Source organism: Micromonospora sp. NPDC005215 (genome assembly GCF_040607915.1).
Lineage (GTDB): Bacteria > Actinomycetota > Actinomycetes > Mycobacteriales > Micromonosporaceae > Micromonospora.
Window position 1 is genome coordinate 63,212 of record NZ_JBEXHQ010000036.1, and the last position, 10,573, is coordinate 73,784.

Below are 10,573 nucleotides of genomic sequence, written 5' to 3' on the forward strand. Positions count from 1 at the left end.
GCCTCAGAAGGGATGCCCCATGGCGTCGCCGGAAATCGAGGGCGATCCGGACGATCCGCTGGCCGGGCACCCGGGCGCGCTGCGCCCGCTGAGCGGTGAACTCGTCGCCGCGGTGCTCGCCGCCCGTGGCCGGCCCGTCAGCCTGACCCCAAACGGCGAACTGGTGGGTCGCTTCGACGACAACATGATCTGGTTCCTCCGCCTCGGTGGGGACGGCGAGCTGCTCCAGGTCCGCACGATGGTCACTCCCACCTTCGGAATCGAGCAGGTGCCCGCCCTGTACGCGTTCTGCAACTCGTGGAACCACGACCGACTCTGGCCCAAGGCGTTCGTGCACGTCGACGACGACGGTCGGGCCCGGGTCTACGGCGAGGTGGTCACCGACCTGGAACGCGGGGTGACCCCGCACCAACTCGACCAACTGCTCGACTGTGGCATCTCCACCGGCTGCCAGCTCGCCGTGGCGGTCCGTCGACTGCCCGGCGCGGTGCCGTCGTGACCGGCCGGGACGAGTTCACCGGCAGTCGCACCGACCGGGCAGGCCATCGCGACGCGCCACCCGCCGGTTCCGTCGACCGGGTCGCCGGGGGCACCCTGCCGGCCCTGACGGCCGCGCTCTCCGAGGCCCGGGACCTGCCCGACGGCCCGGCCCGGCAGGTGGCCCTGGAGCGGCTCGCCGAACGCGCCGACGCCACCGGGGACGTCCGGTCCGGGGTGGACGCACGGTTCGCGCTGATCGAGGCGTACCTGCTGCACGGGGAGCGGTGGCGTCTGGTCGAGCCGGTCCGGCGCTGCCGGGCCGCCGCCGACCACCGGCCCGAGCTGCTCACCGCCGTCGAGTCCGGGCTGCTGCTGCGCTACCAGCGGTACGCGGTGGAGGCGCTGCTCGGCACCCCGCGGGTCGGGCTGGACCAGACCCGTTCCCTGCTGCACGACCTGGCCCACCGGGTCGGCGCGGATGGTCCGGACACGCCAACCGTCGCGGAGCTGCACTGCCGGATCGCCGACCACCTGGGCGACGAACCCACCGCCCGCCACTGGTACGAGCGGTGGTGCGGCCGGCCGCCCGGCCCGGCCGGCGGCTGCCCGGGTTGCGCCCCGGCCCGGCGCGCGGAGCTGCTGGCCGGCTGGGGTGAGTGGCGAGCCGCGCTCGACGAGCTACCGGAGACCGACGGCGCCCCGGAGACCTGCACCGACCAGCCCGAACGGAATCTGGTCGCCAGTCTGCTGCCCGCCCTCCGGGCCGGCGAGCCACAGCGGGCCGCCGCGGCACACGTGCGGGCGTACCGCCGGCACCGGCACGAGCCCGCCGCGTTCCCGCACCTCGCCGCGCACCTGCGGTTCTGCGCCCTGGGCGGGCACCTGGAACGCGGGGTGACCATCCTGGCCGAGCAACTGCCCCGACTGGACCGGCCGACCGACGACCTCGCCGCCATGGAGTTCGCCGCGGCCGGGGCGTTGGTCTGCGGGCTGGCCGTGGCGGGCGGGCTGGGCGGGCGAACGGTGCCACGCCCGGCGTACGGCGAGCGGCCCGCCACCGAACCGGACGTGGCCACCCTCGGCGCGCTGCTGCTCGGCGTGGCCAACGACCTGGCCGGCAGCTTCGACGCCCGCAACGGCACCGGCCACCACTCCGGGCGGATGGCCGCCTGGCTCGCCGAGCGGCCGCTCGCGGCACCGGTCCCGCTACCCGCCGACGACGAGCCGGATGGGTACGTCGAGCCCGACGCCGACGGGTCCGACGAGGAGACCGGTTCGGGCGGGCGGGAGCTGATGGCGCTGACCCTCGACATGATCACCGCGGTGCTGGACCGGCGCGGCGACCGGTACCTGGTGGAGGAGGGCGACCGGGTCGTCGGCCGGTGGGATGGCGTGGTGATCCAGTTCCAGCGGGCCGGCGAACGCGGCGAGGTGCTGCACGCCCGGGCCATGGCCGCCCGCCGGCTGCCGGCGACCCGCCGCGCCGAGGCGTACGCCTTCTGTAATGCCTGGAACCACGACCGCTTACTGCCCAAGGCGTACGTGCACGACATCGGCGGGGAATTGGTGCTGGCCGGGGACGTGGCCACCGACCTGACCCACGGAGTGGCCCCGGCGCAGCTGACGGTGTTGGTGGACGCCGCCATCGCCACCGGCGTCGCCTACGCCGAGGCGGTCGCCGCGCTTCCCTGAGTCGCGAACAGGGCGGTTGGTTGCGATCCGGGGCGCGACCACCCCGCACGGGTCGGGCCGGCCGCCCACATCCACTGGGGGATGTCGGCGACCGGCCCGGTCACCAGTGTCAGACCTCGACGACGGTGGGCACGATCATCGGGCGACGACGGTACTTGTCGTTGACCCATCGCCCCACGGTCCGGCGGACGATCTGCTGGAGCTGGTGCGGGTCGGTGATGCCGTCCGCCGCGGCCCGGTTGAGCGCCTCGGTGACCAGCGGGACCACCGGGTTGAACGCCTCCGGGTCCTCGGAGAAGCCCTTCGCGGACAGCGTCGGGCCGGCGACCACCTTGCCGGTGACCGAGTCCACGACCACGGTGGTGGCGATGAAGCCGCCGTCACCGAGGATCCGCCGCTCGGTGAGCAGCGACTCGCTGACGTCACCGACGGCGAGGCCGTCCACGTAGACGTACCGGCTCTTCACGTGCCCGACCAGGCTGGCGCGGCCCTCGACCAGGTCGACCACGTCGCCGTCCTCGCAGATCACCACCCGGTCGGCGGCGACCCCGGACTCGATGCCGAGCCGGGCGTGGGCGCGCAGGTGACGCCACTCGCCGTGCACCGGCATCAGGTTGCTGGGCCGGACCACGTTGAGCAGGTAGAGCAGCTCCCCGGCGGGGGCGTGCCCGGAGACGTGCACCTTCGCCACGTCCTTGTGCACGACGACCGCGCCCGCCCGCGCCAGGCGGTTGATCACCCGGTACACCGAGGTCTCGTTGCCGGGCACCAGCGAGGACGCCAGCACGACGGTGTCGCCGGGCGCGATGGTGATGTGCCGGTGGTCGCCGCTGGCCATCCGACCCAGCGCGCTCATCGGTTCACCCTGCGAGCCGGTGGACATCAGCACGATCTCGTCCGGCGGCAGCGTGGTCGCCTCGTCGATGCTGATGACCAGGCCATTCGGGATGTTGAGCAGACCCAGATCCCGAGCGATACCCATGTTGCGGACCATGGACCGGCCGATCAGCGCGACCTTGCGGCCGTGCTCACCGGCGGAGTCGAAGACCTGCTGCACGCGGTGCACGTGCGAGGCGAACGAGGCCACGATGATGCGGCCCTTGGCCTTCGCGAAGATCGAGTCGAGCACCGGCCCGATTTCCCGCTCCGGGGTGACGAAGCCGGGGATCTCCGCGTTTGTGGAGTCGGACAGCAGCAGGTCGACGCCCTCGGCGCCGAGCCGGGCGAAGCCGGCCAGGTCGGTGATCCGGCCGTCCAGCGGCAACTGGTCCATCTTGAAGTCGCCGGTGTGCAGCACCAGACCGGCGGGGGTGCGGATGGCCACCGCGAGGGCGTCCGGGATCGAGTGGTTGACCGCGAAGAACTCGCACTCGAACGGGCCGAGCCGCTCCCGGCCGCCCTCCCGCACGGTCAGCGTGTACGGCTGGATCCGCCGCTCGGCCAACTTGGCCTCGACCAGCGCGAGGGTGAACTGTGAGCCGACCAGCGGGATGTCGGGTTTGTGGGCGAGCAGGTACGGCACCGCGCCGATGTGGTCCTCGTGGCCGTGGGTCAGCACGATCGCCTGGACGTCGGCAAGCCGGTCCAGGATCGGGCCGAAGTCGGGCAGGATCAGATCCACGCCCGGTTGCTCGACGTCGGGGAAGAGCACCCCGCAGTCGACGATCAGCAACTTGCCGTCGTACTCGAAGACGGTCATGTTCCGACCGATGGCGCCGAGCCCGCCGAGCGGGATGATCCGCAGGCCGCCTTCCGGCAGCGGCGGGGGTAGTTCCGCCTCGATGTGCGCCTCGGTCACGCGTCCACCTCATTCTGCGACGCCGTCACTCGGCGCCCATCGTGTCGTTCGTTCATTCGGGCAGCTCCAGGCCCGCTGCCGCGAAGTCCGCGCGCAGCTGGGCGATCTCGTCGGTGGTGGCGTCCACGAGCGGGGGGCGCACCGGGCCGGCCGGCAGGCCCAGCGATGCCAGGCCCGCCTTCACCAGGATGGCTCCCTGGGTGCGGAAGATGCCGGTGAACAGCGGCAGCAGCCGCCGGTGCAGGGCAAGCGCGGCCGGCATGTCCCCCGCGTCGTACGCCTCGATCATCTGTGCGGTCAGTGCCCCGGTGAAGTGTGTCGAGGTGCCGACCACGCCCACGCTGCCAACGGCCAGCGCCGGCAGGGTGAGGGCGTCCTCGCCGCAGTAGAAGGCGAGGGCGCTCCGGCTGGTCACCCAGCCGGTGGCGATCAGGTCGCTCTTGGCGTCCTTGACCGCGACGATCCGGCCGTGCTCGGCGAGCCGGACCAGCGTCTCGGTGTCGATCGGCACGCCGGAGCGGTGTGGGATGTCGTACAGCATCACTGGGAGGCCGGTGGCGTCGGCGACGGCGGTGAAGTGCCGCAGCAACCCGCTCTGCGGCGGCTTGTTGTAGTACGGGGTGACCACCAGCAGGCCGTGTGCACCCGCCTTCTCGGCGGCGGCGGCCAGCTCGATGGTGTGCCGGGTGTCGTTGGTGCCGACCCCGGCGACCACCTTGGCACGGTCCCCGACGGCCTCCACCACGGCCCGGATCAGGTGTTCCTTCTCCGCGTCGGTGGTGGTCGGCGACTCGCCGGTGGTGCCGTTGACCACCAGCGCATCGTTGCCCTGCTCGTCGACCAGGTGGCTCGCCAGCCGGGCGGCGCCGTCCAGGTCGAGCGAGCCGTCGGGGGTGAACGGGCTCACCATGGCGGTGAGCAGCCGGCCGAAGGGGCGGGACGCCGGTCGGGCGGCGGCGTCGAGGTGGTCGTGCGTCATACCCTCCAACCTAGCGGACGACCTGCCGCGGCCCGCCGGGGAAGGGCTCAGGACGCCTCGTGCGGGCTGGCCGCCACCTCGGTGCCGTCCGGCAGCGTGGAGATCACGAAGTCGGCGAACACGTTCGGGGCGACTCCCTGCAGCTGGCGCAGGCACTCCACGGCCAGCTCACGGATCTCCACATCGGCGTGCTCGGTGGCGCGCATCGCGATGAAGTGCCGCCAGGCCCGGTAGTTGCCGCTGACCACGATCCGGGTCTCGGTGGCGTTGGGCAGCACCGCCCGAGCGGCCTGCCGGGCCTGCTTGCGGCGCAGCGTCGGGTTCGGTTCGTCGGAGAAGCGCTGCTCAAGGCCCTCCAGCAACTCGGTGTACGCCTGGACGCTCGCCTCGGCGGCCGCCACGAACTTCTTGTGCAGCTCCGGGTCGTCGGCGATGACCGCCGGCTCGACCATTGCCGCGTCCCGTTCCGGGACGTAGCGCTGGGACAACTGGGAGTACGAGAAGTGCCGGTGCCGGATCAGCTCGTGGGTGAAGGAGCGGGACACCCCGGTGAAGTAGAAGGTGACCGACCCGTGCTCCAGCACCGACAGGTGCCCGACGTCGAGGATGTGCGCCAGGTAGCCGGCGTTGGTGGCGGTCGCCGGGTTCGGCTTCTTCCAGGATTGGTAACAGGCCCGGCCGGCGAATTCGGCGAGCGCCTGGCCACCCTCCGCATCGGTCGACCACGGCACGTCGTCCGGGGCCGCGAACTGGGTCCACGCGATCAACTTGACCTGGGGCTGCACCATCTCCGGCATTCCTGGGACTGTAGTGGCCGTCGGTCCCGAGCCCAACTCGGGCTCGCGGTGCAGAAACCGCCCAGCTACCACCAAATCAGCGACGCCTTCCGAAGACCGGGGCCATAGGTGTCCAAGATCTCGACGATGCGGCCGCCGGCCCCCTGGTGCCTCTCCGGTTGCCTGTAGAGCTGCCCCAAATCTGGGGCAGGCGTCCCCGAGGGCAGGCGTCGCACCGGACGCCGGTCCGGGGCAGGCGTCGCACCGGAGGCCGGTCCGGGGCAGGCGTCCCAGGGGCAGGCGTCGCGCCGGAGGCGGATCCGGGGCCCGCGCCCCACAACTGGGGCAGCTCTACAGGGAGACGGCAAGGTCCTGCCCTGCCGTCGGAGGAGCCGTGCTGGCCTGCACGACGACGGTTGACGCCCTCGGGAGCCCGGAGTGCGGGCGGGTCAGACGTAGAGCGAGGTGAACGGCGCCCAGGGCAGATTGCGCAGCACCGAGAAGGCGAGCCACACGCCCAGGAACCCGACGATGACCTTCGAGCTGATCTGCAGCTCCGGCAGTCGCCAACCGAACGCCTGGTTGCCCGCCCAGGCCACGAAGAGGTACGCGAGGAACGGCAGCGCGAAGATGAACAGGAAGTGGTGCCGGGCAGCGGCCGGCAGGTCGCCGTGCAGCACGTACCAGAGTGCGCGAGTGCCGCCACAGCCTGGGCAGTCCAGCCCGGTGGTGAGTTTGAGCAGACAGGTGGGCGCGGCGTCCGGGGTGGCGTCGGCCGGGTCGCTGAGCAGCGCGTAACCCATGCCCGCGGCGACGCAGCCGACTGCGGCCAGCGGCACCGCCCAGCGGGGTGAACGCTCGTAGAGTCGCAGCACGAACCGGGTGAGCCGGTCCGGCTCGGGCGCCGGATAGCCACCCGGCGGGGTCGTCGGCCAACCACCCGGACCGACGCCACCCGGACCAACGTCAGCCGGACCAACGCCCGCCGGACCAACGCCAGCCGGGTCAGCCGGCACGGTGTGCACCGCCCCGGGGGCGGGCTGCGGCTGGTCGACCGGACCGGGAACGCTCGTCACGCGCTCACGGTACACCGGACACGCCGGCCAACGCGGCGGTGAGCGGACCGGCCAGGTCGCCGGCCAGCGGCGGCGCCACCGCGTCCAGGCCGAGCCAGCCGGCCAGCCGGTGCAGCTCGGCGGCGAGCGCCACCGCGGTCTCCGCCGGGTCGGCGCCGGGCTCGATCCAGGCGGCCGGCACCAGCAGCACCCCGCCCTTGCGGTCGGCCTTCAGGTCGACCCGGGCGGTGAACCGGTCGCCCTGCAGGAAGGGCAACACGTAGTAGCCGTAGACCCGTTGCGGCGAGGGGACATAGATCTCGATCCGGTAGGTGAAGCCGAACAGCCGCTCGGTGCGGGCCCGTTCCCAGATCAGCGGGTCGAAGGGGCTGACAAGTGTGTTGCCGCGAATCCAACGGGGCAGCCGGGCGGACGCGTGCAGCCAGGCCGGCTGACGCCAGCCGGCTACGGTGACCGGCACCAGCTCACCGGCCTCGGCCAGCTCGGCGACGGCCTGCCGGGCGCCGGCCAGCGGCAGCCGGAAGTAGTCGCGCAACTCCGGCTCGGCGGCCACCCCGAGCGACCGCGCGGCAAGGGCCACCAGCGTGCGGTACGCCTCGGCGTCGGTCGGGGTGGGCGCGGCCAGCACCGTCGCGGGCAGCACCCGCTCGGGCAGGTCGTAGCGGCGGGCGAAGGAGGTGCTGCGTTCCGCGGCGGCCACCTCACCGGCCCAGAAGAGGAACTCCAGGGCCCGCTTGACCGCCGACCAGTTCCACCCCCAGTTGCCGGTCTCCCGCGGTGCGTCGTGCTCGATCTCGGCAGCGGTCAGTGGGCCGCGGGCAGCCACCTCGTCGCGAACCCAGGCGACCAGCTCCGGCTGCTCCAGGGCGATCCGCCGCATGCCACCCCAGGATTCACTCTGCGCCCGAGCCATCCGCCAGCGCAGCATCGGGTGCAGCTCGACCGGAACCAACGACGCCTCGTGGCCCCAGTATTCGAACAGCTCCCGCGGGCGCCGGTAGGCAGCCTGGTCGAGCAGCGTGGTCGGGTAGGGCCCGAGCCGGCTGTAGAGCGGCAGGTAGTGCGCGCGTTGCAGCACGTTGACCGAGTCCATCTGGATCAGATTGACCCGGTCGAGCACCCGACGCAGGTGCCGGCGGGTGGGCACGCCGGCGGGCGCCGGGTCGGCGAAGCCCTGAGCGGCGAGCGCCACCCGACGAGCCTGGGCGAGCGAGAGTGATTCCGGTGCGGCCATCGTCGGCGACCTTAATTCATCGGTACGACGCCGGTGCGGGAAGCTGGACGCGACGACCAACGGGGCATAGAACGGTGCAATGCTGACCATCCGTCGGGAGGAGCCGGACGACGCCGAGGCGGTCGCCCGGGTGCACGTACACGGCTGGCAGGCGGGCTACGCCGGCTTCATGCCAGACGAGGTGCTGGACCGGCTGAACGTGGCGGCCTGGGCGCAGCGCCGCCGCGACCTCGGCACCGCCGACCCGGACCATCCGTTCACCACAGTGCTCGGCGAGGTGGACGGGCTGGTCGTCGGCTTCACCACCTTCGGGCCGTACCGCCGCGACCAGGACCGGGACGACCTGGACCCGACGGTCGGCGAGGTGGTGGCGCTGTACGTGGAGCCGGCGCACTGGGGGGACGGGAGCGCCGCCGCGCTCCTGGCCGCCGCTCGGGCCGGGCTCGCCGAGCGGGGCTGGCGCGGGTACCGGGCGTGGGTGCTGGCGGACAACCAGCGGGCCCGCCGGTTCTGCGCGCGGGCCGGGCTGTCAGCGGACGGTGAGCGGTCGACCTACCATGTGCCGCTCGCCGGTGGGCAGCCCCCGGTCAGTCTGGTCGAGCTGCGGTACGCCGGAGTCCTCGACAACTGACCCGGGCGGGGTCAGCCAGCCGCGGATCGGCAGGAAGGCCAGCAGCGCGAGGCTGATCCACACGTAGGCGTTGCTGCCCAGGAAGCCGTCCAGGCCGGTGAAGTCCTTCTCCCACACCCAGACGGTCCTGCTGATCAGCAGCGCGTACCCGATGGTCGCGGCGACCAGCAGGACCCGCCGACGGCGGCCGGCCGGCGCGGCCATCGCGTTGTCGACAAGCAGGATCAGCGCGGGCAGCAGCCAGACCAGGTGGTGTACCCAGGTGACCGGGCTGACCAGGCACATCACCGCGCCGGTCAACGCCAGGCCGGTCGCCTCGTCACCGGCCCGGACGGCGAGCCGGGACCGCCAGGCCCAGAGCGCCAGGGTGCCGAGCACCAGCAGCAGCCACAGCAGGGTGCTCGGGTGCTCCGGGTCGAGTCGGGCGACCACCCCGCGCAGCGACTGGTTGGAGACGAAGGCCAACTCCCCCACCCGTCCGGTGTTCCACAGCGCTTCGGTCCAGAACTCGCGGGACGCGTCCGGGAAGAGCGCACCGGCCAGCAGCGACACCCCGGCGGCCGTCCCGCAGGCGGTGAGCGCGGCCCGCCATCGCCCGGTCACCAGCAGGTAGACGATGAAGACGCCCGGGGTCAGTTTGATCGCGGTGGCGAGCCCGATGCCCACCCCGGCCCATCGGTTGCCGGCCGGCAGCAGCCGCAGCAGATCCACCGCCACCAGGAAGAGCAGCAGCGTGTTGACCTGGCCGAAGTTGACCGTCTCCCGCATCGGCTCGAACGCGGCGGCCAGGCAGAGCGCCACCGCGAGGGCGAACCACCGGGTCCAGCCGGCCCGGCGGGCGATCGGGTCGACCAGCCACCAGATCAGCACCGTGGTGGTGGCCACGCTGGCGAGCACGCTCACCACGATCGCGGCCGACCACGGCAGGTACGCCATCGGCAGCATCACGAGCGCGGCGAACGGCGGATAGGTGAAGCCGTACTGGGTGCCCGGCTTGAGGTAGTCGTAGATCTCCCCGCCGTCGTGTGCCCACCAGGTCAACGCGCCGTAGTAGACCTTCAGGTCGAAGAAGCCGTGCCGAACGGCGGCGACGGCGAGGAACGCGGTGACCGCCGCGGCGAGCACCACCACCCCGACGACCTGCCCGGTCGTCCTCCTGGCACCCTGCGCCACCGTCGCCTCCCTCGCCCTGCGTAGGCTTCCGTCCCATGGCTCTCGGGTACGTCCGCCCGGCGCGTCCCGAGGACGCCGGCGAGATCGCACGCATCCAACTCGCGACCTGGCGGGTCGCGTACCGCCGGATCCTGCCTCGGCACGTGCTCGACAACCTGGACGAGGCGTTCCTCGCCCGGCGGTGGAGCGCCGCGGTGCTGGAGCCGCCCTCGGGCGCGCACCGGGTGCTGGTCGCCGTCGAACAGGCCGAGCAATCGTATCTGGTGGGGTTCGCCGCCTCCGGCCCGGCCGACGGCGAGGCGTTGGCCCCGGGTGAGCCGGCCGGCGCGCTCGGCCCGGACGTGGCGGCGGTGACCGATCTGCTGGTGGAGCCACGGTGGGGTCGGCGGGGGCACGGCAGTCGGCTGCTCGCCGCAGCTGTCGACCTGTGGCGGGAGGACGGCCTGAGCCGGGCGGTGGCCTGGGCGTTCGAGGGCGACGAGGCGACCCGCGCGTTCCTGACCAGCACCGGCTGGGAGCCCGACGGCGCGGCCCGGGCGCTGGACGTCGACGACATGCTGGTGCCGCAGGTGCGCCTGCACGTGGCGGTGCCGACCGAGAAGGTGCCGACCGAGTGAGCCGGTGTGGCGGCCCGGCCGGGCGGGAGATCGTGCCGATGCTCCAGGCGATGACCACCAGCCGGGGCTCGATGTGCACCATCCACGCCCGCACGGCCTCCGGGGTGGGCGAACGGA

Annotated in this window: 9 protein-coding genes and 1 pseudogene; 4 read left to right on the plus strand and 6 right to left on the minus strand. The window is 72.8% G+C overall.

Annotation, left to right across the window (positions count from 1 at the left end; all coding sequences use genetic code 11):
* The first annotated feature begins 19 nt into the window (after positions 1-19).
* On the plus strand, positions 20-499 hold the full coding sequence (locus ABZU25_RS24330; protein ID WP_355031673.1) for a YbjN domain-containing protein: 480 nt from the start codon (positions 20-22) through the stop codon (positions 497-499).
* Positions 500-569: 70 nt separating this feature from the next.
* Positions 570-2,172 (plus strand): annotated as a pseudogene (locus tag ABZU25_RS24335) (YbjN domain-containing protein); the annotation flags it as partial.
* Between the two features lie 109 nt (positions 2,173-2,281).
* Here ABZU25_RS24335 and ABZU25_RS24340 read toward each other — a convergent pair.
* The 5 genes from ABZU25_RS24340 to ABZU25_RS24360 all read right to left on the minus strand — a co-directional run bounded on the left by ABZU25_RS24340 (position 2,282) and on the right by ABZU25_RS24360 (position 8,035).
* Positions 2,282-3,970 (minus strand): ribonuclease J, encoded by a 1,689-nt coding sequence (locus ABZU25_RS24340; RefSeq protein ID WP_355031674.1) that lies wholly within the window; start codon positions 3,968-3,970, stop codon positions 2,282-2,284.
* Between the two features lie 52 nt (positions 3,971-4,022).
* On the minus strand, positions 4,023-4,949 hold the full coding sequence (gene dapA, locus ABZU25_RS24345) for a 4-hydroxy-tetrahydrodipicolinate synthase (RefSeq protein ID WP_355031675.1): 927 nt from the start codon (positions 4,947-4,949) through the stop codon (positions 4,023-4,025).
* 47 nt (positions 4,950-4,996) lie between these two features.
* Positions 4,997-5,737 carry an FAD-dependent thymidylate synthase gene (gene thyX, locus ABZU25_RS24350; RefSeq protein ID WP_355031682.1) on the minus strand — a complete coding sequence of 247 codons (741 nt, stop codon included), beginning with the start codon at positions 5,735-5,737 and terminating at the stop codon, positions 4,997-4,999.
* A gap of 437 nt (positions 5,738-6,174) precedes the next feature.
* On the minus strand, positions 6,175-6,750 hold the full coding sequence (locus ABZU25_RS24355; RefSeq protein ID WP_355031683.1) for a DUF2752 domain-containing protein: 576 nt from the start codon (positions 6,748-6,750) through the stop codon (positions 6,175-6,177).
* Positions 6,751-6,805: 55 nt separating this feature from the next.
* A complete protein-coding gene (locus ABZU25_RS24360) occupies positions 6,806-8,035 on the minus strand; it encodes a crosslink repair DNA glycosylase YcaQ family protein (RefSeq protein WP_355031676.1) in 1,230 nt (409 codons plus the stop codon).
* Positions 8,036-8,114: 79 nt separating this feature from the next.
* Between ABZU25_RS24360 and ABZU25_RS24365 the strand changes: the two genes are divergently transcribed.
* The gene (locus ABZU25_RS24365; protein WP_355031677.1) at positions 8,115-8,666 is read left to right on the plus strand and encodes a GNAT family N-acetyltransferase; all 552 of its coding nucleotides are present in this window, start codon (positions 8,115-8,117) and stop codon (positions 8,664-8,666) included.
* Here the strand turns inward: ABZU25_RS24365 and ABZU25_RS24370 are convergent.
* The gene (locus ABZU25_RS24370) at positions 8,565-9,839 is read right to left on the minus strand and encodes a glycosyltransferase family 87 protein (RefSeq protein WP_355031678.1); all 1,275 of its coding nucleotides are present in this window, start codon (positions 9,837-9,839) and stop codon (positions 8,565-8,567) included. The genes ABZU25_RS24365 and ABZU25_RS24370 overlap by 102 nt on opposite strands.
* Positions 9,840-9,874: 35 nt before the next feature.
* Between ABZU25_RS24370 and ABZU25_RS24375 the strand changes: the two genes are divergently transcribed.
* A complete protein-coding gene (locus tag ABZU25_RS24375; protein WP_355031679.1) occupies positions 9,875-10,456 on the plus strand; it encodes a GNAT family N-acetyltransferase in 582 nt (193 codons plus the stop codon).
* Positions 10,457-10,573: the final 117 nt, after the last annotated feature.

Excerpts from the sequence above, each read along its gene's own strand:
- ABZU25_RS24330 (WP_355031673.1), top strand. The coding sequence starts at position 20 with ATGGCGTCGCCGGAAATCGAGGGCGATCCGGACGATCCGCTGGCCGGG.
- dapA (WP_355031675.1), bottom strand. The coding sequence starts at position 4,949 with ATGACGCACGACCACCTCGACGCCGCCGCCCGACCGGCGTCCCGCCCC.
- thyX (WP_355031682.1), bottom strand. The coding sequence starts at position 5,737 with ATGGTGCAGCCCCAGGTCAAGTTGATCGCGTGGACCCAGTTCGCGGCC.
- ABZU25_RS24360 (WP_355031676.1), bottom strand. The coding sequence starts at position 8,035 with ATGGCCGCACCGGAATCACTCTCGCTCGCCCAGGCTCGTCGGGTGGCG.
- ABZU25_RS24365 (WP_355031677.1), top strand. The coding sequence starts at position 8,115 with ATGCTGACCATCCGTCGGGAGGAGCCGGACGACGCCGAGGCGGTCGCC.
- ABZU25_RS24375 (WP_355031679.1), top strand. The coding sequence starts at position 9,875 with ATGGCTCTCGGGTACGTCCGCCCGGCGCGTCCCGAGGACGCCGGCGAG.